General features: G+C 61.0%; 17 protein-coding genes, 2 pseudogenes and 1 CRISPR repeat array. Of the genes and pseudogenes, 1 reads left to right on the top strand and 18 read right to left on the bottom strand.

Translation table 11 applies throughout. The annotated features are described in order from the left end of the window. The first annotated feature begins 212 nt into the window (after positions 1-212). Positions 213-613: direct repeats of the CRISPR family, unit length 30 nt; unit sequence ATGAGGCCGAGGCGCGAAAGCCTCGGATAC. A 268-nt stretch (positions 614-881) separates the two neighbouring features. From cas2 to MacB4_RS11385, 9 genes and pseudogenes are all read right to left on the bottom strand, one after another. After that, positions 882-1,172, bottom strand: a complete 291-nt coding sequence (gene cas2 / locus MacB4_RS07895) for a CRISPR-associated endonuclease Cas2 (RefSeq protein WP_206863326.1) — start codon at positions 1,170-1,172, stop codon at positions 882-884. A 9-nt stretch (positions 1,173-1,181) separates the two neighbouring features. Next, a pseudogene (gene cas1 / locus MacB4_RS07900) lies at positions 1,182-2,860 on the bottom strand (CRISPR-associated endonuclease Cas1). 53 nt (positions 2,861-2,913) lie between these two features. Next, positions 2,914-4,431 (bottom strand): type I-U CRISPR-associated protein Csb2, encoded by a 1,518-nt coding sequence (gene csb2 / locus MacB4_RS07905; protein ID WP_206863327.1) that lies wholly within the window; start codon positions 4,429-4,431, stop codon positions 2,914-2,916. Positions 4,432-4,434: 3 nt separating this feature from the next. Beyond that, a complete protein-coding gene (locus MacB4_RS07910) occupies positions 4,435-5,667 on the bottom strand; it encodes a type I-U CRISPR-associated protein Cas7 (protein WP_242529185.1) in 1,233 nt (410 codons plus the stop codon). Between the two features lie 40 nt (positions 5,668-5,707). Next, a complete protein-coding gene (gene csx17, locus MacB4_RS07915; RefSeq protein WP_242529186.1) occupies positions 5,708-7,798 on the bottom strand; it encodes a type I-U CRISPR-associated protein Csx17 in 2,091 nt (696 codons plus the stop codon). Positions 7,799-7,938: 140 nt separating this feature from the next. Next, positions 7,939-10,764 (bottom strand): DEAD/DEAH box helicase, encoded by a 2,826-nt coding sequence (locus MacB4_RS07920; RefSeq protein ID WP_206863330.1) that lies wholly within the window; start codon positions 10,762-10,764, stop codon positions 7,939-7,941. Positions 10,765-11,872: 1,108 nt separating this feature from the next. Beyond that, entirely contained in the window at positions 11,873-12,775 is a 903-nt protein-coding gene (locus tag MacB4_RS07925; RefSeq protein ID WP_206863331.1) for a DUF3800 domain-containing protein, read from the bottom strand. After that, positions 12,772-12,957 carry a hypothetical protein gene (locus MacB4_RS07930; protein WP_206865045.1) on the bottom strand — a complete coding sequence of 62 codons (186 nt, stop codon included), beginning with the start codon at positions 12,955-12,957 and terminating at the stop codon, positions 12,772-12,774. The genes MacB4_RS07925 and MacB4_RS07930 overlap by 4 nt, the downstream gene beginning before the upstream one ends. A gap of 243 nt (positions 12,958-13,200) precedes the next feature. Next, positions 13,201-13,266: pseudogene (locus MacB4_RS11385) on the bottom strand (hypothetical protein); the annotation flags it as partial. Here MacB4_RS11385 and MacB4_RS11325 point away from each other — a divergent pair. Continuing rightward, entirely contained in the window at positions 13,267-13,392 is a 126-nt protein-coding gene (locus tag MacB4_RS11325; protein ID WP_255551653.1) for a hypothetical protein, read from the top strand. It begins immediately after the preceding pseudogene. A 576-nt stretch (positions 13,393-13,968) separates the two neighbouring features. On the opposite strand, the gene MacB4_RS07940 is transcribed toward MacB4_RS11325, so the two are convergent. The 9 genes from MacB4_RS07940 to MacB4_RS07980 all read right to left on the bottom strand — a co-directional run bounded on the left by MacB4_RS07940 (position 13,969) and on the right by MacB4_RS07980 (position 22,541). After that, complete coding sequence (locus MacB4_RS07940) at positions 13,969-15,177, bottom strand: ISL3 family transposase (protein ID WP_206863332.1); 1,209 nt, start codon at positions 15,175-15,177, stop codon at positions 13,969-13,971. A 319-nt stretch (positions 15,178-15,496) separates the two neighbouring features. Continuing rightward, a complete protein-coding gene (locus MacB4_RS07945) occupies positions 15,497-16,474 on the bottom strand; it encodes a nucleotidyl transferase AbiEii/AbiGii toxin family protein (protein ID WP_206863333.1) in 978 nt (325 codons plus the stop codon). Further along, a complete protein-coding gene (locus MacB4_RS07950) occupies positions 16,474-17,283 on the bottom strand; it encodes a hypothetical protein (protein WP_206863334.1) in 810 nt (269 codons plus the stop codon). The genes MacB4_RS07945 and MacB4_RS07950 overlap by 1 nt, the downstream gene beginning before the upstream one ends. Positions 17,284-17,454: 171 nt before the next feature. Continuing rightward, positions 17,455-17,580: a transposase gene (locus MacB4_RS11330; RefSeq protein ID WP_255551672.1), complete on the bottom strand. Its 126-nt coding sequence runs from the start codon at positions 17,578-17,580 to the stop codon at positions 17,455-17,457. 12 nt (positions 17,581-17,592) lie between these two features. Beyond that, positions 17,593-19,209, bottom strand: coding sequence for a glutamine-hydrolyzing GMP synthase (gene guaA, locus MacB4_RS07960; protein ID WP_206863335.1), 1,617 nt, complete (start codon positions 19,207-19,209; stop codon positions 17,593-17,595). A gap of 4 nt (positions 19,210-19,213) precedes the next feature. After that, entirely contained in the window at positions 19,214-20,392 is a 1,179-nt protein-coding gene (locus MacB4_RS07965) for a GuaB3 family IMP dehydrogenase-related protein (RefSeq protein WP_206863336.1), read from the bottom strand. A 244-nt stretch (positions 20,393-20,636) separates the two neighbouring features. Next, entirely contained in the window at positions 20,637-21,389 is a 753-nt protein-coding gene (locus MacB4_RS07970) for a hypothetical protein (RefSeq protein ID WP_206863337.1), read from the bottom strand. Next, entirely contained in the window at positions 21,386-21,829 is a 444-nt protein-coding gene (locus MacB4_RS07975) for a biopolymer transporter ExbD (protein WP_206863338.1), read from the bottom strand. Before MacB4_RS07975 ends, MacB4_RS07970 begins: the two co-directional genes overlap by 4 nt. Beyond that, on the bottom strand, positions 21,792-22,541 hold the full coding sequence (locus tag MacB4_RS07980; RefSeq protein ID WP_206863339.1) for a MotA/TolQ/ExbB proton channel family protein: 750 nt from the start codon (positions 22,539-22,541) through the stop codon (positions 21,792-21,794). Before MacB4_RS07980 ends, MacB4_RS07975 begins: the two co-directional genes overlap by 38 nt. Positions 22,542-22,544: the final 3 nt, after the last annotated feature.

Here is a 22,544-nt window from a genome sequence, read left to right on the forward strand (position 1 = left end):
CCAAAACAGTGCTTTGGATGAAGCGCGAGCCTTCCGCATCGGCGCTCCCTCGGCGGGGATCAGCCCCCCTTGCTGGGCCGCAAAGAGGGGCTGACCCGCGATGCGATCGTTCCCTTCGAGAGCGTCGGGTCGATCTCACCAGAGAGGGCGGCTTCCATTGGAAGCGGTGCCTGGCGTGGGCCGGACTACGCAAGGCGGCGTCCGAGATGGTGCTTCCATGAGGCCGAGGCGCGAAAGCCTCGGATACATCTGGATTCTTCCCGCCCATCCCGCTATGGACCCAAGTGCTTCAATGAGGCCGAGGCGCGAAAGCCTCGGATACTCAAGATCTTTCGCGAGGTTAATCTCCCTCGAATCGAACTTCAATGAGGCCGAGGCGCGAAAGCCTCGGATACTTCGGTCTCGTCGGACTGCAGCCATTCATGCGACCAGCTTCAATGAGGCCGAGGCGCGGAAGCCTCGGATACCCAGGATGCGCGCGGGAGAGCCGCCATGGAGGACCAGCTTCAATGAGGCCGAGGCGCGGAAGCCTCGGATACCTGCGGAAGGAGAACGAGACGCTTCCCCATGAGGTCCTACTTCAATGAGGCCGAGGCGCGAAAGCCTCGGATACGCCCACCTTAGAAGCTTCTGGATACCAGCGCAATCTCGGTGCCTTTTCGACCGGTGGCAATTCGAGACCAGCGAAGCCTGCTGGATTCTACGCCTGATCACATCCCCCATATCAAAGAACGCACGACTCCAGCAGCTTACCAAGATTCGAGCGGGTTTGGGCTCCCGTGCAGCACCTCGCCGCTTGAAGACATCCGGCAGCGCCGGAACGCCTTCACTCAAGCCCGTTCTTCCTTTTTCGGAATTGCCAAGGAACGTATCAGACTCCGCTAAATGACAATAGCTCGACGTTCCATTTTTGAGAATGTCTTTCCGATGCTCTCTATCGCCAGCTTGATTCTATCTGCGGGTCCGACGTCGATCAGGAGCACATGATCCTCGCCATTCTTGATGAGCTCCCGTAGGCGCGTCTCGAGCTCCGCGCGACGCCGTCGCGTAAGCCGACACTGGAAAACGGAAAGCTGCAGCCACTCCCCATACCCATGCAGGGCCTTGAAGACGCATCGCCAACGCTTGCGGTTGGAAATGTCGTAGGCCACGATCCACACGTGTTCGTCCATCGGAAAGCCTCAGCGCAGTAGAAAATGGGGATAGCTCGAGAGCTCACCCAGCAGGAAACGGGAGAGCAGCCGCGCCTGCACCAGCAACAGACGCCGCATGCTCAGCTGGTAGCCGAAGATGGGGTGTCTGGTCTCCTGGGAGAGCCGGCGCTCAAAGGCTTCGATAAAACGGCGGCGTCCCGCTTGGGATAGGGCTGTGCCGGTGACCGCTACGACGAAATCGCTCGGCCCGACCTCGCCGGTATTGACAGCGGAAAGCACGACCGAATCAGCGATGATCGCGCGGAACGGCTCCATAAGATCAAGCGCCAGAGCCGGACGGCCGTAGCGCGGCGCGTGATAGAAGCCGCGATAGGGATCAAGACCGACCGAAGCGAGCGCGATCGTCAAGTGCCGAGTCAAGAGGGCGTAGGCAAGGGAGAGCATCGCATGGATTGGATCCCTTGGCGGTCGGCGATTGCGCGCCTCGAACCGGAAGACCGCCAGCTCGCCTGCTTATCCTCGGGTGGCTTCCATAGGCTCGCGAAGGCCCGGAAATAGACCGCTGCCGCGTCCCCCTCGATGCCGAGCAACTGCGTGAGCGTTGTCGCAGCGTCGGCGGACTTGCGCGCGGCCGAGAGCCGGTCGAGAACCGCCTGCCGCTCCTCTGCCGTTCCACGCCAGTTGCGGCGAAGGATCGTCCGCTGGTTGGCGATCTTTGCCGCGACCAGGTCTTTTGCGAACTTCCGGCAGGCAACCTCCTCAAAGCTCATGCGATCTTGCGCCGTGCGGACCTCGACATTGCGCTGGCCGATGCCGTGGGCCACACCGCGAAACCACCCGCCATGACTGTGGAAGGTGACGGGAATCTCTCGCTCCAGCAGCGCTGTAAGCGCTGGCGTGATGATCGATACATTGCCGAAGAGCGCCACATCCGAAATGTCAAGGAAACGCACCACCGTCTGGCCGCTCCCCTCATCGGTAATCTTGAGCGCCTCACCCTCCTTGCCAATCCGCGCATGCTGGGACTGCACGACGAGGGGGAGAGCCTCGTCGGGGGGAACGGCGATCGGCCGCGGCGCAAGGGAGGAGCCCGAAAGGGTGCGCACCTCGTCCGGAAGGCAGACTGTCACAAGCGCACAGCGTGGGCATTTTGGGCTGTCCTCGAGGGGAGGGGGAATGCGATGCTCCAAGACCGTCCGGCGCAGCTCCTTCACCGCGCTTCGTGCGGCCAGGCGCAGCGAATCCTCGAGCGCAACGCGCACCCGTTCCCGGCTCTCGGCGTAGTAGATGACGCCCTCTTTGACGCGGTAGCCATGCTCTTCCAGCAGCAGGGCTTGAAGGCAGATCTGGATTCGCTCCGGTTCGTAAGCTCCCTGCCCTACATGCGGGCGCTTGCCCCGCTTGTAATCAACCGGTACGGTAAACCCATCCTCTGCCTCGGCGAGGTCGAGCTTCGCGATGACGCCCAGCTCCGTCGACGAAAGCAACAGCGAGCGAGTGACGATTCTCTCGCCCCCTGTTGCTTGATCGCCTTCGAGGGCCTGCGGGGCTGGTAGCGGCGCATTGGCGCTGTCCACGCGCGCGTGAGCACGGTGGCCTTCGACCGTATCGGCTGTTTCCGCCCACTCGCCTTGCGCCCACATCAAGTAGGCGAGCCGGGGACAATACACGAACTCGTTTACCATGCGCGCAGGGATGAGCGGCATATCGCCGCTCACCGGAGGCGCGGAGAGGGGGGATTCAGGTTGTGTGTCGGAGCTCACGTGGCACTTGGCGAAAACAGTCCAAGTCCAAAGCTGCTCGAATGTCCCAACCGAATCGGCCCAACCAGTGGATTTTTGAACGCGATCCGGAGCCAGTAGCCGCGGCGGCCGCCATGAAATGACCGTTGACCGGCGTGCCGCCGTGGCAGATGTACGGCCACCCATGTCGGAGGCGCGATTTCCTCAACAGATAGAAGCTCGGTGTCTGACAAGTAGCCACGAGCGGCAAGCTCACGACGAATTTGATTTCCTATCGTCTCCGATTCCCGGACCTTTCCTCGGCGCAAATTGTGGCGAGGTGGAACATAAGGCGTGAGGGTTTCCCAAATCGACCTTGGCGCTCCGTCAAATCCCGGCGGTGGTGGCACTGCGGTGTCGAGTGGAACAAGCTTGATCTTCCACAAATCCGCTTCCGGTCCGATGGCCGCCCACGACAGTTCTTGTGCAGCAGCCTCAAGGATCGCATTCTCCTCCTCTTCATCGAAGGGCCTGGAGCCTCTCCAGACAAGAAGGCGTGTCGGGACACCACCTTCCCACCAAAGGAGAAACTCAGCATGCCGTCTTGGCCCCCGCAGGGGTTCGCCTCGCGAGTCCTTGCCGGTCATCTCCGCGATCGCTTCGCGAATCTCCACGGGCGTTTCGCTCCATTTCTTAGCAGTATTGTTTGTTCGTGAGCGGATAAGGTTGCGGAGCACGGCAGCACGAAATCGATCCGTCAACCGAACAGTTGCGCGCGCTTCCGGCCGTACCGCCCAGCCGAGCGCAAACTGAATGAGCTGCCTGTGGGAGCGCTTGGGCGTACAGCGGGGCTCGCAAGCGGAAGGTCGCTGCGGTCTTTCCGTATAGAATAGGCGCGCGCCTTGCGGGACGTTGCGCGCGGCGACTTCCTCTTCAGTAACTCGCTCGATGTCGGCTCGAGGTTCATCCGGAGTTGCCTCCGAGTCTGGGGCGAGCACCGGCACCTGGTTTTTGGATGTCCTTTCTTTCAATAGGTTCACGTTTGGCGACTTAGATGTGTGATCGATGCGGCTTAAGCTTGTCAGTGACTCAGCGCGCCCGAAATAGACGATCCGTTGCAGGCATTGATCGAGAACGCGCGCAAGATCATCGGTCCAGTCATCTCCTTCAATGAACCAGAGCAACTCTTTGTCGGGTGAAACGCACCAAGCATTGTCCTGGATAAGGCTGGTCACGTAAGACCTGATCCCGAGGGGGGGGCGATCAGGCTGAACTGGATGGTATTGGCGAAGACTGAAGGACTGACGAGCCTGCTCCGGCAGATAAAAACGGTATTCACTCTTGCACAAGGCCCGGACGAGTCTGTTCAGTTCACCCTCGGGCGCAGCGTCGGTTGTCTCGCGGCGCCATTGATGCCAGCGCGCGACAACAGCGCGGATCAAACGCCAAGGACTCGGAGGCCATTCGCCAGAGACCTCTTTGTCAAAGGCATTCGTCTTCCAAAACGTCGCGTGGAAACGCCCTAAAGGAAACGACTGGCGCAGGATTAACCGCATTGCTCAATCGCCCTCACTCTCGTCATTGTGAGCTTCGTTGCCCTCGTCGTCTTCGGCGGTAGCGCCCACCGCAGGCTTGGCCGCATTCTCTTCCTTTTCCTCACGGTAGATGTCGTCTCGCTTCCAGAACACGTCCGTAATGATCGGAGCCTTATCGCCCTCCTCTCTGAACGCAGCACTCTGGATTGCCTGCTTGATGTCTACTTCCAGTTTGACATGCGGCGAGTAGTCATTGTTGGGATGCCCGAGCTTGAGACCAACGAGCTCTAGATGACATCCCGAACGGTATCGGAACGGTGCCTTGAGCAATCGGTCGATCTTCCAAAGCGCCAGAGCAGCGAGAAACTCCTTCTGCTTTTCAGACAAGCCCAATAATCTGCCCATCGTTTCCGAGCGGCCGAACGAGCGCAAGAGCGCCAGGTCGAGAATGAAAGTTGCCCGGATTTCGCGGGCGGTGACGTCATCCACGGCGAAGATCGGCTGGCCCGACTTCGTCCGACCGAGTCGGTCGAACTTGACCCCTGAGCGATCGACGCGAGCAGCGCCGAATGCCTCAAGATGCGCGGTCAGGAAGCGGGCGATCCGGATCTGCCACTGCGGAAATAGAACCCCGTGGACGAGCGCATTCGGATCGTAGCGAAATATCGTTTGAAAGACGTTCCACCATTTCTCCGAGGGCGGATGGGCTTTCTTGTCGTTCGGGAGAACGATGCCAAATTCCTTAACAAGGAAATCTAGGAATGGCTGCGGCTGATCTTCCTCTTCTATCGTTTTGCCGGTGGCCTTGCCCTTTTTCTTCGACTTGACTCGTTTGGTGGCCAGTTCGCCGTTAGCATGGAGGAATTGACCTTCGAGGAAATATGTCGAGGCAAGCCGGTGACCTTCCGTCAAGCTCGTGACCACAACCTCACGCCGATCTTCCGGCAGCGCCCCGTTCACCTCCTCGCCAGTCACGCAGCGTACGTAAGGCATGCCCGCAAGCTCTTCGACGAGTTCATAATCATGCTCGCCGCGCAGGCACACCGATTCTAGGTGGTTCGCCATGCTGGCGGAGCTATCGACGATGCAGACATTTTCAACGTGACCGTCGCTTCGCAGCGCCTTGTAGATGACGTGTCCGATCTCAGGAAATCCGGCGGGCTGGAATCGGTCGCTGGCGACAGGGGCCAACGTCGCGCTCAGCACCAGCGGCCTACCTTTTAAGATCTTCTTGTTGAGATCGCTTTGAGGATTCACCAAGTCGGCTGGCGTTAGGACAAGTGGCTGAGTCTGGGTTTCAGGCATAAGGGACCTTCGAGAGTTGGCGTTGCGGGCGCCGCCACCGCCAGAAAAGGGCGGAGCGATCGGCATGGGAAATGGAAAACAAGAAGGCGGCCAGCAGGCGCTCGGGGTCTTCGGCGGCAAACGGCGCGTCAGTCCGCACAAGAGGGGCACGCGCCATCGCGTAGCGAGAACGAGCTACCTCAACCGCTCGCTCGATATCCCTACTACGGATCAGCGCCGCGATGCGCCGTGCGGCCGCAGGCGTACGTGCGCCGCTTTGTGGGTCGAGAAGATCAGGTCTCTCATCAAGGTCCTCGTCGAAAAGCGGCCTCAGATCGAAGAGCGGATGAAGGAGGCCGTAGAGCGCCAATAGGGGATCCACTGAGGGCTGCGCGTTGTTCTTGAGCCGAGGAGCGGGGTTGCGCGGTGGATGGGACCAGTCGAATAGCGCAAGACGAGAGATCCAGCGCGTCAGCAATGCTTCATCGATCTTGCCGTCGAGCCAGTCTCTGACGTCGACCAAGCGGGCGGCTATCAGCGTGGGAGTGGTTGAACCTTTTCTCTCTCGCTCGTTCTCCCAATCAAGCAAGCGACGCTCCAGGACCGCGCCGAGGTTTTGCGTGAGCGAACCGATGCGCCATACCCAGCGTGCCGGCTCTCTCCGCGGATGAAAGTAGGGGGAATCCTTTCTTGGCCGTCCGTCGTCAGCCTGGTTCGCCCATTTCACTCCAAAGCGGTATAGCGCAAAGGGATAGTCGCGAGGGAAGGCCGAGACCAACGATCGGGCGAGGCGGAGCTCGGGCGTTTCGTCGCCGAGCGGCAGCCAAGCGACCGGCAGTGGCCGCCAGGTCACCTTTTTTTCGCGAAATGATCGATTTGCATCCACCCGGTCAAGCGCTTGCACCGCAGCGTCGAGCAGAGCGGCAGCCGCTTCGGGATCATCCGGCGCACTAGATGCATCGATCAGAGCGCGTTCCATTGGCCCGCGAAGGCCAACGAAGCGCCGCCGGCTCCCTTCTTCGTCTCGGGGTAGGCTTTCCAACAGCTGGAGCATCCGCTCGAATGCCTCGGATCGCTCATATGCCTCGGATCGCTCATATGCCGCGGATCGCTTATCGGACGAGTCCGGCGGAACCGTTATCGCACCGAGATAGCGGGGCTCGAAGGTTTTTTTGCTTGTGGTCTTGCCCAACGCGAAGCGACGGAACTCGCTGACCCCCGCATCCACCCCGCGCCGCGTAATGGCTGCGGCGAAGGCAGCGGGCGTGACGGCACCACGCCCGCCGATCTCGGCTCGGCCCCGAGCGAACAAAGCGGCGACTTCGGGCACTGTCATGGGCCGGGACCAGAGCGGAGCCCAAACTTCTCCCTTGTCGCGACCGGCTTCTCCCGCCGTTTCTGGGGCGGCTGCCGCGATGACGAACGGAAAGGCACCGATGGAGCGGGTGCGCGCACCCAGCCGACGTGAGGCGCTGCCAGCAAAAAACGCTAGCCCCTCGCATGCCAGCACCATTGCCCAAGGAGAGATGCCGCCCTCGCGGAATGGGCCCTGCCCGTTGTTATAGAGCTTGTTCCCCTCGCTGAACCATGAGGCAGCATTCAGTGACCGCCCTTTGCTTTTCTTGCTCGAATGACCGTTGGAATTGAGAGACGCTTTACCGACAGGCCAGCGGATTGGCCTGTCGTAGAGGAGGTCCTTCAAGTGGTCCATCTTTTGAGCGCGATCCGGTCCCTTCTCCGTCTTTTGCGCGAGCAGTTCTTTTGCCAGATTACAGCCATCCGAGAAGTCTCGCCGTCCCGCGTTGCCGCCAGATCCAAGCAAGGGATTGAAACGACCGTGAACCGCCGGCGCTATGTGAGCCGCAAAGAGCTCCAACTGTTCCTCCTCTGCTGTCGATTGCCAAAGAAGCAATGAATGATCGAACGACGAATCCTCGCGGTCCTTATCTTGCGACTGGTCGTATTCCTTCTTTTGTTTCTTGCCTTCGTCCCGATCCCTGTTCCAATCGCGCTTGTAGGGCGTCCAGGCTTTTTCATCGGCGATCTTCATCAGGGCCTCTGCGAGCTCCTCACCGCCTTTGGGGCCGCCGACGATATAAAGCACCCCGTCCCGCCATGCTGCGCGCACTTGCGGCCACTGCCCGGAGAGGACTCGCAACAATCCAAGCGCAGCAAGATAGCCACCAAGGCTGGTTGGGCGCAGCCCCGGAAGGGCAATAGCCGGTAAGACCAGTCGGTTTGTGCTCATCCGCCATCTCCCGGCCGAATGATCTGAGATGCGCGCTTGCTCGCACGCCAGTCGGCAACGCGAACGAGCGCCTCGAGCCACGCGAGCGCGAAAGGACCGAACGCACGTGGTTCGTCCTTGGGAACGGATCCAGTCCAAGCTGCGTCCGCTTCGCCGCGCCACGGGCCAAGCAGGTCGGCGACGATGCCGGTCCATCCAGGGCCGATCATCTCAAAGCCCTCGTCGGTCCATTCGCCCGCCGCGCCGTCAAAAGCTATCGAAAAGTCCATTGGCCACTCCCGGCCATCGTATTCGAGTGCTTTGCGCTTTCGATCGACTCCAAATACGTCGTCGCCCTTGCCCGAAAGAGATCTCAGGACGGTGCGAACCTTGCCGTGGTGTGCTGCGGCGAGATAGACACTCAGGGCGGGATAAGGTGCTGGGTTCGAGATCCGGTATTGGTGCCACAGGGCGAGGGCAGACGCGGCCTCGTGTCGCATCCCAGTACCTTCTGGGCCCGGACGAAAAGCACGGTATCCCGCACGGCGGACGCCCGGCAGGGCTCGAATGCTTGCAAGGACGTCGTAAGACTTGCTAGCAAGAGCCCAGCAGAGGCAAATGCCGCTCTCATCGTCCAGGAGTTCGTCGGGTAAGGCCTCGGCTCCCTGAAGCTTCGCCTCCACCGCGCCTCGCACGGTGCTCACATCATCCTTGGAAGCCTTGACGCGCAAGACGGTCGGAAACTTCGCCACTGCATCGTGGTCAAGTGGGCCGCCCTTGGGTACTGCTCCTTGCCAATCCGGGTGCGCCTTGCCAAGGTCATGATTCCCTGTGGCTTCGACAACGGCTTTTCGAATCGGGCCTTCCAGATGAAGCCCATCGCATAGGTTTTCGGCTTCGCGCCGTGCATCGGCGTGGTGCGATGGTAAGCTTGACCAGTAGCCTGCTTCCGCGCGCCGGTCCTCACGCAAGGCGCGCCCAGGACCCGGCTGTGGCAAGTCGCTCAGCCGGTGCTCGGGTTCACCCGTCCACCCAAGCTCCCGGCTGTAGCCACCGAGATTGCCCCGGAGCATCACAATCATGCCCGGTTTTATGTTCTGCGGACGAACGGGTGACCACGACTCCTCCTCATCGTTCCAAAGCCAGGCCTCTTCATCCGCGGTCTTGAGGAATTTCTGCAATGACCAGTGCGCGACCGGGCAAGTCTCAGCATTGAGATCAAGCGGCGGGCCATCAAGGTCGCCACCCGACTGTGGCCCCCGATCATCCCAGTCTCGCCAAAACACGGTCACGTCAGCGTCGGGATCCGTGCCGCGCACGAACCGGCTCACATCCGTGAAGCCCCCGTACGGATCTGGCTCTGTCGAGAACAGGGCATGCATGTCGAAAGCCCGCGGGCAGGGTTCAGGCGGAATCGCAATCGCTTTCTTGATCGCCTCGGGAGCATCCCGCTCAAGTTCTTCGAGCGCTTCGCACGCCTTCTTCCCCCTCGCCTGCGATCGCGGCGCGAACTCCTCAAGCAGCGACCATGCCCGATCCAGGTCCGCCTTCCGATAAGGTCCGACCCACTCTTCGTTCTTGAACTTCTTTTCCGGTGTCAGCTTCCAAACAACCGCGCAAGCTTCATTGTCCTTGCCGTCACGATTGAGACGGCCAAGACGCTGGATTAGCGGAGCCCAGGGGGCGTGTTCGGTCCATAGACGATGGGCCGAGATATCGAGGCCTGCTTCGACGACCTGCGTGCTCACGCAGATTAGCCCTAAATGATCTTCGACGCGACCGGCTGAACAAGCGCTCCGTCGGGCTTCAAAGTCCAGCAACGCCTGCTCGTGGCAACGACGATCGCATGCCCGAAAGCGCGACGTGATGAGAATCTTCTTCATCGTTTTGCACACTTCCAGCTTCTGAAAGACCCTTTGCGCCGTCTCTACTGTGTTGCAGACGATGAGCGTCAGCGTACCAGGTACGTGCTTGTCTCGTGCTTCCAAAGCGATCTGCTCTGGAACGCTTTTGGCGTTACCGCCTTGCTTTGGCTTGTGGATTTCGGTCTTCCGGCAGGCCGACCGACGCCGCTTGAACTCCTCGCTCGCGTCGTCGAAGTCTAGATGAAAAGCCTCGACTTTATCGCAGCCATCGCGCTTTCGGTCAGTCGTTTGGAGGAACTCCTGGCCCATCGTTGCGCTCATCCAGGTTGTCCGACAGGGCTTTAGACAGGGCTTTGATGAGGGGAAGCGCTTTTGCCGCATCCAATCCAGTTGAGCCGTAGTCCAGAGACCAGGCCCCATGAGCTGCACCTCGTCGATGATCCAACGGCAATCCTGATTGAGAAGGCCGAAGTGCACAGGCCAATCAAAGCGGCTCACCCCATAACCTCGGTTCAATGCGCGGGACAAAAGCATGTCCTGCGTACCCACAAGCACCCAGGAACGATCCGGCATCGAAGTCCAAGTGTCGTCGGCTTCCCCACCGATGAGCTGATAGACGGGAATATCGCACCATCCGTTCTGTCCTTGCAGCTTCTTAAAATATCCTTCGAGTCGCGTGGTCGTTTGCCGGACGAGGCTCCGCATCGGAAGGCAATAAATGAGATGAAGCGGTTCGCAATCCCCAGCCACGGAGCGGCGCCACGCCCACGCGAGTACGCTTCCTTCGGTCTTTCCCAATCCGGTTGGGACCGGCAGTATCTCTGGGAGTCCTTCTTTTCTGAGAGCAACGCAAATTTGCCATCGGTATGGGGGGAAACCCGTTGCGGATTGGAAGAAATGAACGAACTCCTGCTCCCTCGCAAAAAGAGAGTTCCCGAGATCCGATTCTCCCGAAAGCCCGCTATCCTCGGTGCTCATGCTAGCCCACACCGAAACAGCGGTACGGAAGCCTCATTGTCCCTTTCCAACCCCATCGCCATGGGCCCGCTCTGACTTCCCCTCATCCGGTCGCCGCTCGAGGTGCCTGTCGATTGGAACTACGTAGTAGCCACATTTCGGGTGCAACTCAAGGCCTATGGCATATCTCGAGCAACCACGGTCAAGGCGCGAGACGAGCAGCGGAAATCATGCATTTCGGGGTATGAGAAGGAGCTGTTCCAGAGCACTGTCGAGGCGCGGAAAGCAACGCAGCAATTCTCGGTAAGCGGAAGCTGCCAAAGCCGCTGGCCATCCTTGTGAACCGTTGGATCTGGCCGTGGATCGTTTCGATGGTGCCGCCAGTGATCCGACTCTGGAGAAAGGCGCCTGATTCCCCCGCAGGTATTCTTGTGATTGTCTTGGAGCATCTCCGGAAGGAGCCAAGCTCTCCGCCATCTCCCTACGGGAACCACCACCCGAGCTCTTGGGGATCCCCCTGGGAGAGCATTGCGTGCCGAGCCTCCCGCAACCCAATGGCTGCTTGGCAGCAAAGACCGGAGAGGCAAAGGGGACGGCGTATCCCTTGCCATTCCCCGCTTCGCGTGGTTTCGTTGACTTGGATCTCCCTGCGCATCGGATCGACCGCCCCTCCCGCCTCCACTCGCCGAGCCCGATGCTCCAGGCAGGCGGCCCGAGGAACCCAAGCGATTCACTCCGTCCGGCTCTGCTAGCAGGCTACGCGCCTCCACCGCTTCACTCCCGTGTCGTGCATACAGGGGAAGGTCTTGGGCAATCCGGATAGGGGAACCGATGACCTTGCTGAAAAGCCTACCGAGATCTTCAGAGCATTGTCCTCCGGGGGAAGGTCATTCCGGCTCCTCTTCGCTTCCTAACCCGGTGGCACGGCCGCCTCCAAACGCTTCTTGAGGTCTATCTCGCAAGCATCAAGCAAGCTGCCCGGTCCGGCCGTCGAGGCCGATCGGCGAAGTCGAAGTGCCCTGATGAGCTCCGGGCTCCTCTCTCCCCAAAAATCCTTCGAAGATAGATGGCAAGAACCCTGCCTCTTGCCGTCCCCTAACGGAAAATCCGCTCCCCTTACCGGCTCAATTCAGCGGGGAGCCCGTTTTCCCTTTTGCGGAGCCTTGTCTTCTGGATGCTGCGGTTCGTACATCCAGAAGTTGATCGGGTTCTTTGGGTCGCGAGTCCGAAGTCCTTGTGTGCTCTTCAAACTGACGCCCAATTTACTGCCCTTGCACAGCTCATCAAACTCCTTCAACACCTGGAACCGTGCCCTCTCGCTCTGCGACATGCTGACTTGCTCCTCGGCACTGTCAAATAACCGCGCCTGCGGTGATTGATTCGCGCGCCACTGTTCGTATTTCTCATATTTGTTACGAGAGAACACGGCCAAACCCGCGAACAGGTCGGCAAGCTGAAGGACCGGATTAGCTTCCGAATGCACCGACTGTATGACTTCAATGCCAAAATCGCGGCGCAATCTGATGGGGAACGGCCCGCCAGCAAAAAGCGAATCATCTATCTTAACCCGGGTGCTTTGCGCCGCAAGACAGTCTTGCAGCGTTCCCCAGTCTAGCTCGGTGTGCTCGTCGGGATGCAGTCTCCAGACTGCATCATTCGGCCATCGCTTTCTCAAGACGTTGCAGAAAAGGTGGTAATACATCCGCTCAAGATTGGCGATGTCGTCTCGCCTCAGTATAGTATGCCGGCTGTCTTCGGTATCCCAAACAAGCACATCAATGCGAAGGTGATGAGCGGACGCTTCTTTGACGGCGAATGCACAGAGCCTATTGGCAGCGAAGCGCTCCTTCGCTCCTGCTAACTTATTCCACTTGAACTCAGTAAGCTGCGACTTTTCAAGCAGCTCCCGAAGCTCGGTGTCGAGCGCATCGACAAAACAGGCGGACGTGCTTATCAGGCCAAGGCTGCGAAAGCGACCAGTTTTCCAATTGGATTCGTCGGCGAAGCCAATGTGGGTGATCCTACTGCTCATAGCGCACGTTCCCTCAGAAATCCCTCTGCATCCTTCACCCGCAGTTCGTCGGAAATAAGCTTGGGCAGCAGCTCATCGCGCAGGGTGGCGAGGGCGCGGGATTGATGAATATCAGCAACAATGGCCTGAAGCATCGGATGTGCAAAGTTGTCGGATTCCGTCGCAACGTCATCGGATAGCATGGGCAGAGTTTAGCGGGACATTTCCGGCCAGCTGATCTTAAGCATCATCGTTCCCGTCGAGCCAAGGGCTGCGAAGGCAACGAATTCAATGCTGGAAACCACGAGTAAAAGAATCTCTCCGCTGTTTCAAGTGCGTAGAGCGGGAAGATCGAGCCGCAACTTTCCGGCTTTGAGGAAGGCGGCCATTCTCCGGTAGCGGAAGCTGCGAAAGCCTCTGGCCATCCTCTTGGCTAGCTGGATAAGCCCGTGGATCGCTTCGATGGTTTCCTTGGTGATCCGGCTCTGGAGAAAGGCGATGATTCCCCTCAGATGCTCTTAGATGGTTTTGGAGAGCCTTCGGAAGGGGGCAAGCCGACGGCGATCCTCCCACTGGAACCGCCGGCGGAGCTCTTGGGGATCCTCCTGGGAGAGGATCTCTGGGAGGGCCTCCCGTAACCCAATGGCTGCTTGGCAGCGAAGACCGGAGACGCAAAGGGAACGGCGTATGCCTTTCCGATCCCCGCTTCGCGTGGTTTCGTTGGCTTGGATCTCCTTGCGCATCAGATCGACCGCCTCTCCGGCCTCCACTCGCCGAACGCCATGCGCCGGCCAAGCTACCCGAGCAACCCGAGTGATTTGCTCCGCCCGGTACTGCTAGCAGGCTACGCGCCTCCACAGCTTCTCCCCCGCGTCGTGTATGGGGAAGGTCTTTGACATTCCGGACAGGGGAACTAATGGCCTTGTTCAAAACGCTAGCCAGGCCTGAAGAGCATGCTCGTTCGCGGAAAGTTCACTCGGCCTCACTTTTCACTCCGAACCCAATGGCAGCACCGCGGCGAAAAGCTAGTTTTCGTTCATCCCGCAAGCAATAACCAGGTAGCCCGGCCGGGCAATCCGCCGTCGAGGACGATCGACGAAGTCGGAGTGTCCTTGATGGCGTCCGGCCCTCTCTCTTCCCAGAAATCCGTCAAAGACGGATGGCAAGAACCCCCCTTCTTGCCATCCCTTAACGGAAAATGCCTCTTCGCTGTTTCAAGTGGGTAGAGCGGGAAGATCGAGCCGCAGCTTTCCGGCTTTGAGGAACGCGGCAATTCTTAGGTAGCGGAAGCTCCGAAAGCCTCTGGCCATCCTTTTGGCCAGCTGGATCAGCCCGTTGATCGCTTCGATGGTTCCGTTGGTGATCCGGCTCTGGAGAAAGGCGATGATTCCCCCCAGATGCTCTTTGATGGTTTTGGAGAGTCTTCGGAAGGGGGCAAGCCGACTGCGATCAGCCCACCGGAACCACCAGCGGAGCTCTTGGGGATCCTCCTGGGAGAGGATCTCTTGGAGAGCCTCCCGCAACCCAATGGCTCTTCCCAATCGAGGATAGGCGGCGCAAAGGAAACTCCGCAGACCCTTCTGCTCCTCGCTTCGCGTCCATTCGTTACCTCGGAGCGCCCAGAGGCTTCCTTTCGGCAGCAACCCTTGACGCCCGAACTCCTTGCGCACCTGGTCGACCGCCTCTCCCGCCATCTGCATGACATGGAAATGATCGAAAATCCTCTCCGCCTTCGGAAAAAACTCCCGGGCTCCAGAGATGTAGGAGGGGCTCATATCCATGCAGATCGCTTCGATCTGCCCCGGATCGGCATTATGTTCCTTCATCTCCTTGGCGAAGGCCTCCAGAGCCTCCTTTCCTCTCCCCTCGGCCAGGAAGAGCAGCTTCCGGCTCTCCGCATCGGTAACGACCGTCACGTAACGGTGGCCCCGCTTGCTACTGGTCTCATCCACCAGGATCTTCTTGACCTCGCTCCAGTCCTCGCGTCGGTAGGCCTTTTCCACGTAGTGCCCCAAGACCCGCCAGAGCCGGGTATCTTGCTCCTTGAGCATCTCCGCCATCGCGGAAACCGACATCTCCCGGGAAAGCATCAAAATGACCGCCTCCATCATGAGAGTAAACCCGCTCCCCGCCCTGGCCCAAGGAACCTCCACCAGCCGAACTCCATGCTCCGGACAGTCGATCCGAGGAACCCGAGCGATCAACTCGGTCCGGTACTGCCAGAAGTTCATGTGCCTCCACCGCTTCTCCACCGTATCGTGTACGGGGGAAGCTCTTCGACATTCCGGACAGGGAAACCGATGACCTTGCTGAAAATCGAGCCAGATCTTCAGAGTGTGCTCCTTCGCGGAGAGCTCACTCCGGCTCACCTTCCATTCCGAACCCAGTTGCAGCGCCGCAGCAAAAAGCTTGTTCGCATCCATCCCGCAAGCATCAACCAGGCAGCCCGGTCTGGCAATCCGCCGTCAAGGAGGATCGACGAAGTCGAAGTGTCCTTGACGGCTTCCTCTCTCCCCAAAAATCCGTCGAAGACGGATGGCAAGAACCCCGCTTCTTGCCATCCCTTAACCGAAATCCGCTCCCCCCTTACCCACTCAATTCAGCGAGGAGCCCGGAAAATCCGCTCAGCTTACGCACACAATTCAGCGGGGAGCCCGAAAATGTGTCCACGCTTGTGCCAGTCGAGGTCGAGACTCCCTCAAGGCGCGACGAAGTTTCGTCATTGTCCAACAAGCTGGGCTTTCAACCGTCGAGTCCCCGATGCTTCCGCACGTTCTGGCACTTCCAGGCAAGCATCGGCATGGCGCCGATGCGAGCCCGGATCTCGGGTTCAAGATCCAGTAGATCGGTATTGACCTCCCCACGGTCGAGTACGCAGTCGAGGAACTCCCGCTCGGCCGGCGTCAAGTCGAGAAGGAAGGCAAATTTCTTTCGGCAGAGCGCGACGCTTTCCTCAACCCAACTGTCAATCGCACGCCGGTTGGCAAAATAGCCGCGCGGCAGACAAATCGTAAGCTTTTGCCGAAACTCGCGCGGATCACCTTTGATGGAATCGATGGACACTGTTCGCCAGTCTCGGCGCCCGCAGGCGCCAAAAGCGAGCATGGCGGCCTTGATCTTCTTCCAGTCGAGGCCATCGAGCGACAGGATGCGGCGTGCGTCAAAAAGATCGCGTGCTGCGTGCCGGTCGAAGAGTGCAACAAGCTTGCCGGCGACGATCTCATGGAGGTCGAGGATCAGCACCCGTTCTGCTCGCATGTCGCCAAGAGCGGTGGAGGGCATGCGAGTGGCCCCAAAGAGCGGCTGGCGCGCCATGTAGTTCACATCGAGCTCGAGCGCGGCATTACCGCCCAAAGCGGACGCAAAGCGCAGAAGCCACTTGCCGCCTGCATGTTCGTCAGGCTGGCGCCGAACGAAATAGCCTTGCGAGGCGAGGAGGCGGTTCAGAGCAGCTTCGACCTCTGGCCGCTCAGCTTCCATCGCCGACCGCTCAAGTGCGCCAACATAGTTGAGGTCGATATCAACCGAGAGTCGGTCGAGGCTGAGATGAAAGAGATTGAGCGCCGTGCCGCCCTTGAGAGCGAACCGTTCACTCAAGATGGCGTCGCTCGCTACCTCCCGCAGGAGATCAAGGAGCCGGAATACCTTTTCGAGCGTCCCGGCCTGATGGCCCGTATCCTCAGCAATCCGCTGAAGCATTTGAACCGAAGGCGCTGCCATCACAACCCCTCGAACGGGCGTTCCACGACGTCGAGGGGTAGGATGACGTTCCAGCCCTTGGCCGTCCTCCCCTCTCCTGGCTTGGCGCCCAAGGTATACCGAGCCTGACGCGGCGCCATCGCGTGTAACGCGTTGAGCGCCGTCTCGGGCACGCCGAGCCGGCTCTGGTGACGCTCCAGCCAATAGCCGAGCGCCCCGGCTGCCGCAGCGTTACCGATTGTGCGCATGTAGCGGACGAGCGCTGCAGCATCAATCCGTGCGACGAGGTCGAGAGAGTTGAACAGCTCCTCCCTCCCGCCGGCGAGTTCGTAGCGGTCGAAGAGATCCGCGATCGTGCGCTCGACCGTCGTGACGCGAACATCGAGCCCCATCCGGTCAACCACCATCACGCCGTCCTGCAATTCTCCGTCTTGTCGGGTAAAGCCGCGCCGCGGCCGGATGAAGCGGCACGAGAAGCCGGCGGCTTCAAGCACGCCTGGCTCCCCGGGCGCGATCACCTGGACCTCATACCCCTCCGTGTAGGCAAAGCCATGCAGCTCTAGCGCTGAGTGATAGGCGATGACACCCCCTCGGCGCAGTCGGGAGGCTGCCAAGAACCGATCGACTGACCACTTTCGGGCATCGGCGTGTCTGGGAACAGATGCGAAGACGCCACGCGCGAGCCGCTTGATGTTGCCGGCTTGAAGGTGCTGGGCAAGCATCGCGGTGACGACCTTGTCACTCGGATCCCGGCCTACCGCAGTCGCATACTCCGCGCGGTCGAAGACCGGATGTGCGCTAAAGAAGGGGGCGGAGACGAGCCGGGGCATGGCACGAGTTAATTTATTCTAAACGGACATAGCCATGTGGGAAATATGGTTGTATCCGTCAACGCAAGAGTCGAGCTTCGCAAGGCAACACTTTTCACGAACTGAAATTAACCATATATAGTATATGGCTTTGTACAATAATGCAAAAGATAGAGCGGCCTCTTCGCTCTTTCAAGTGGGTAGAGCGGGAAGATCGAGCCACCGCGCTCCCGCTTTGAGGAACGCGGCAATTCTCAGGCGCCGGAAGCTGCGAAAGCCTCTGGCCATCCTTTTGGCAAGCTGGATCCGCCCGTGGATCGCTTCGAGGGCTCACTCCCACTCGATCGTTGCGGGGGGCTTGGAGGAGATGTCGTAGACGACCCGGTTGATCCCACGGACTTCCTGGATGATCCGGTTGGAGATCCGGGAGAGCACCTCGGAAGGGAGCCGGGCCCAGTCGGCGGTCATGCCGTCGACGCTCTGCACCGCGCGGACGGCGGCGGTGAGCTCGTAGGTCCGAGCATCCCCCATGACGCCCACGCTGCGGGCCGGGAGAAGGACGGCGAAGGCCTGCCAGACCTCCTCGTAGAGGCCGGCTCGCCGGATCTCCTCGATGACGATTGCATCGGCGGAGCGGAGCAGGGCGAGGTTCTCCGGGGTGATCGGGGCCAGGCAGCGGACGGCCAGGCCGGGGCCGGGAAAGGGGTGGCGGTAGAGGATCTCCCGGGGGAGGTCCAAAAGCGCGCCGAGCTCCCGGACCTCATCCTTGAAGAGGAGGCGCAAGGGCTCGACCAGGCGCATCTTCATCCGCTTGGGCAGCCCGCCGACGTTATGGTGGCTCTTGATCACGGCGGGCCTGCCGTGGCCCGCGGCAGCGCTTTCGATGCAGTCGGGATAGAGGGTGCCCTGGGCGAGGTAGCGGACCGGCCCGAGTTTTTGGGCGGCTTCCTCGAAGACCTGGATAAACTCTCTCCCGATGATCTTCCGCTTCCGCTCGGGATCGGCGACTCCCCGGAGCTTGGCAAGAAAGCGCGGAGCCGCATCAATGACATGGAGGGCAAAGCCCATCTCCTCGCCGAAGAGGTGGCGCACGGTCTCGGCCTCGCCCTGGCGCAAGAGCCCGTTATCGACGAAGAGACAGTGGAGCCGGTCTCCGATCGCCCGATGGAGCAGGGCTGCGGTGACGCTCGAGTCGACTCCCCCGCTCAAGCCGAGGATCACCTGCTCGCTCCCCACCTGCGCCCGGATTTCGGCACAGCTTCGTTCCAGGAACGACGAGAGCTTCCAGGTGGCCGGAGCATGGCAGACCCGGAAGAGAAAGTTGGCGAGAATCTCCTTCCCCAGATCGGTGTGGGTCACCTCCGGGTGGAACTGGAGCCCGTAGAGCCGCCGCTTCGGGTCGGCGATCGCCGCGTGGGGCTCCTCCTGAGTCCGCGCGAGCACGCGGAACCCCTCGGGCAGCCGAGAAACTCGGTCTCCGTGGCTGTTCCAGACCGTCGAATGGTTGGGAAGCTCGGCGGAGAGGGGGGAAGCCTCCTGCCATTCGAGGATCGCCCGCCCGTACTCGCCGGACTTGGCCCGTTCGACTTCTCCGCCCAGGAGCTGCGCCATGGCTTGGAGCCCGTAGCAGATGCCGAGCACCGGAACCCCCAGGGTGAAGATCGCCGGATCGGGCAGGGGCGCTCCTTCCTGGGCGACGCTCGAAGGTCCCCCGGAGAGGACGAGCCCCCGCACATGGGCACGAGCCAGCTCGCTGGCAGGGCTCTCCGGGGAGACGATCTCCGAGAAGACCCCGAGCTCCCGGATGCGGCGGGCGATGAGCTGAGTGTACTGCGAGCCAAAGTCGAGGACGACGATCCGGCTTTCGGCCTCGCCATCGTCCGTCTTCCGCACGCTCGGCTCTGCTTCTTCGCGCGTTCTTTCCCGATCGCTGGGCGGATGCGCCATTACCTTAGCGGCTGCCCATCCCGACCGACTGCACCATCTGAAAGAGCTTTCCTTCCGACTGGATGCTCGGGGCGATGATCACCTCGGTCTCTTGGAATGCCGCAATCGTGGCGGCTCCGACATTGCCCATCGAGGTCATGAGGGCGCCGACCAGGTTCTGCGAGCCATCGTCGACCGTTGCGGGCCCGAAGAGGATCTGCCGCAAGGGGCCGCTGATCCCCATCTGAATGCGCGTTCCGCGGGGAAGGTTCGCATGGGGTGTGGCCATCCCCCAATGACTTCCTTGACCCGGGGACTCTTCGGCCCGGGCGAAGGCCGATCCGATCATCACGGCGTCCCCGCCGCAGGCGATCGCCTTGCAGAGATCTCCCCCGCGGCGCATGCCGCCGTCGGTAATGATCGGGACGTAGCGCCCGGTCTTCTTGTAATAGGTATCGCGTGCCGCCGCGCAGTCGACGGTCGCCGTGACTTGAGGTACCCCGAGCCCGAGCACCCCGCGCGAGGTACAGGCGGCGCCCGGCCCGACTCCGATCAGGACGCCGCTGACCCCGCATTCCATCAGGTCGAGGACGACGTCGTAGGTGACCGCATTTCCGATGATGACCGGAGCCTTCATCTGGCGGCAGAAGGCGGCAAGGTCGAGGGAGGCGTATTGACGGGAGATGTGCTTGGCGGTGCTGACCGTCGACTGGACGACGAAGAGATCGACTCCCGCCTCCTGGGCGATGGCGCCAAAGGCCTGGGCCTTTTGCGGGATCGCCGAGACAGCGGCCGGCACCCCTTGGGCCTTGATCTCCTCGATCCGCTTCCCGATCAGATGCTCCCGGATCGGAGCCGAGTAGATCTTCTGGAGGAGCTCGGTGACCTTGCTCTGGTCTGCCGAGATGATCTCCTGGATGACCGCCTTCGGGTCGTCGTAGCGGGTCTGCACCCCTTCAAGGTTGATGATGCCCAAGCCCCCTTGGCGGGCCATCTCCACGCAGAACGGTACGTCGGTTACCCCGTCCATGGCGCTGGCCAGGATCGGGATCTTGAGCCGGATCGGCTCGCCCGAGGGATTGGGGATCGTAAAGCTCGTATCCACCTCATCGGGATTGATCGTGATTCTTCCCGGGACGAGCGAAATCTCGTCAAAGCCATAGCACACCCGTGCCTTTCGATTCTTTCCAATCCACATTCCCATGATCAGATTGCCCCTTTCTCCTCATTGGCGATCACTCGTTGCTCCGCCGAGCAGGACGGGCAACGGAACTCCTGGCGATTCGGCGGAATCGTGATCTTCTCCCCGCAGAACCGGCAAACGACCCTGATCCGGGCCGAACGCCGCCAAGCGCCTCTCCTTGCGCTAAAAGACAACCATACCCAAAGAAGGACCGCAAGAGGAACGGCGACATAGAGGAGGAAGGCCTCCGGCATCGTGATCCGCATCATGGCGTGCCCTGCTCCCGAAAATGCCAGAACACCTTGGCGCGGCCCCAGGTCAGGGGGGCGTCGGAATCGGGCAGGAACCGGAGCCGCTGGATCTCCCGAAGGGCGATCTCGTCGACCTTTCGCTCCCCGCAGCTTTCCTGGAGCAGGACAACGCAGGGGAAGCCCTGCGCATCGACCGCCAGGCGAACAACGGTAGGGCCTGTCTCCGAAAGCAGCTGGACGGAGACGGTCGGGGGCTTCCACCAGCTGCGGAGACGACGGGAGAGCGCCTCGTCGAGCTCCGCGACGCTTTCGGATGGCACCGTGGCCTGCAGGTCCGCATTTGCGGGAGAGGGAACGGGGGGGAGCGGGAGCCAGAACGTGCTCCGCGTGTCTGCGGCTCCCTCGGGAAAGAGTTGCGGATCGCTGGGAGAGGCGGCCAGCTCATCCCCCTTCTCCCGATCGGCGGGGAGCGGTTGCAAGGGAACTGGCCTCGGAGCGGCGAGGAGCGCGTGACGAGGTCGGATCAGACGGCTCGGGTCAGCCAGATCGAGCCAGAGGCTGACGTTGTGGGTGAAGGTGGGGTTCGGGTCGGAGGGCGAAAAGAGATAGACATGGCTGGTCGGAGTGGGTTCCAGGAGAGGGGGCACGTAGGTGACATCGCAATAGATCAGGACAAAGAGATGGGCGAGGGCGGCAGCCGCGCAGGTCAGGACCAATCGCAGCCGGAGCTCTCCGACGGGGGGTTGGCTTCTCTCTGCCGAGGTCACGGCCCTCCTGGTTGCTCCCCCTCGGGCTGAGTGGCCAGTAGAACCGACCATTTTTGGGTGAGGGCGATGTTCATGATCTCGACCAGAAGGCCGGCGGGAGCCTCTTTGTCGGCGCGAATCACCAGGGTTTGCGGAGGGCGGCCGCGGCTCGATTCCTCGAGGAGCTTGCGGAAGCCCGGCAGGTCGAGCAGCTCGTCGTGGCAGAAGATCAGCGGCTTTCGGCCGCCGTTTCCTTTGGTCTCAGGGGTCAAGGTGACCGAGACGATCCAGCCCTCGGAAGGCAGCCGCACTCCGAGGGAGCTTTTGGGCAGTTCGACCACGAACCCCGGCTGGGTGACAAACGAGGAGCCGAGGAGGAAGAAGAGCAGCAGCAGGAAGAGGACGGTGACCAGGGGGACGAGGTCAGTCGTCCCGCGGAGCAGCGCCAAGCGAGGCTGCAATCTCGTCGGGGAAGGGGGCGGCACGGTTGGATCTCTTGCCATCGGCGAGGGCATGCAAGACCTCAATGGCTACTCGATCGATGTCCTGCGCGATCGCCGTAAGGCGCGTTAGAAGGTAATTGTAGGCGATCGAGGTGGGAATGGCTACCGCGATTCCCGCCGCGGCGCTGACCAGGGCCACCCAGATGCCGGAGGCCAAGTCGCTCACGGAGACCGAGCCCGAGGCCCGATTCATGGCCAGAAACGCTTCGATCATGCCGGTGATCGTCCCCAAGAGGCCAAGAAGCGGGGTGATGTAGCTGATCGTTGCCAGGATAGCCAAGTGCGCCTCGAGCGGGGGCAGGGCGAGCTGGGCCGCCTCCCGCGTCATCTCTCGCAGCTCCGTCGGCGGATAGTCCCTCCGGAGAATGGCTTGGCGGGCGATCTCGGCCGCCCGTGCGGGTGTCTCCTGGCAGCGGAGCAGCGCTTCGTCGTATCTCCCCTTGCGCAGCAGGTTGCCCAGGCCCGTCAGGAAAGAGTCTACGTTGCACTCCGCCTTTCGGTAGAAGAGCATCCGTTCCAGGAAGACTCCGGCGGCCAGAATGCTGCAGAGGAGAATGGGCCACATGACCAGGCCTCCTCGGTGGACAATCTCGAAGAGGCTGATCGCTTCCGGGACGACGCGAGGGTTGGCCTGGCCGGTTGCCGAAAAGAACAGGGCGTAGGAAAACATGGC

Source organism: Methylacidimicrobium sp. B4 (assembly GCF_017310545.1).
Classification (GTDB): Bacteria; Verrucomicrobiota; Verrucomicrobiia; order Methylacidiphilales; family Methylacidiphilaceae; genus Methylacidimicrobium.

What these genes read in the sequence shown, in the direction of transcription:
- cas2 (WP_206863326.1), bottom strand. Translation starts at nt 1,172, where the DNA reads ATGGACGAACACGTGTGGATCGTGGCCTACGACATTTCCAACCGCAAG.
- csb2 (WP_206863327.1), bottom strand. Translation starts at nt 4,431, where the DNA reads ATGCGGTTAATCCTGCGCCAGTCGTTTCCTTTAGGGCGTTTCCACGCG.
- MacB4_RS07920 (WP_206863330.1), bottom strand. Translation starts at nt 10,764, where the DNA reads ATGAGCACCGAGGATAGCGGGCTTTCGGGAGAATCGGATCTCGGGAAC.
- MacB4_RS07925 (WP_206863331.1), bottom strand. Translation starts at nt 12,775, where the DNA reads ATGAGCAGTAGGATCACCCACATTGGCTTCGCCGACGAATCCAATTGG.
- MacB4_RS07930 (WP_206865045.1), bottom strand. Translation starts at nt 12,957, where the DNA reads ATGCTATCCGATGACGTTGCGACGGAATCCGACAACTTTGCACATCCG.
- MacB4_RS11325 (WP_255551653.1), top strand. Translation starts at nt 13,267, where the DNA reads ATGCTCTTAGATGGTTTTGGAGAGCCTTCGGAAGGGGGCAAGCCGACG.
- MacB4_RS07940 (WP_206863332.1), bottom strand. Translation starts at nt 15,177, where the DNA reads ATGGATGCGAACAAGCTTTTTGCTGCGGCGCTGCAACTGGGTTCGGAA.
- MacB4_RS07945 (WP_206863333.1), bottom strand. Translation starts at nt 16,474, where the DNA reads ATGGCAGCGCCTTCGGTTCAAATGCTTCAGCGGATTGCTGAGGATACG.
- MacB4_RS07950 (WP_206863334.1), bottom strand. Translation starts at nt 17,283, where the DNA reads ATGCCCCGGCTCGTCTCCGCCCCCTTCTTTAGCGCACATCCGGTCTTC.
- guaA (WP_206863335.1), bottom strand. Translation starts at nt 19,209, where the DNA reads ATGGCGCATCCGCCCAGCGATCGGGAAAGAACGCGCGAAGAAGCAGAG.
- MacB4_RS07965 (WP_206863336.1), bottom strand. Translation starts at nt 20,392, where the DNA reads ATGGGAATGTGGATTGGAAAGAATCGAAAGGCACGGGTGTGCTATGGC.
- MacB4_RS07980 (WP_206863339.1), bottom strand. Translation starts at nt 22,541, where the DNA reads ATGTTTTCCTACGCCCTGTTCTTTTCGGCAACCGGCCAGGCCAACCCT.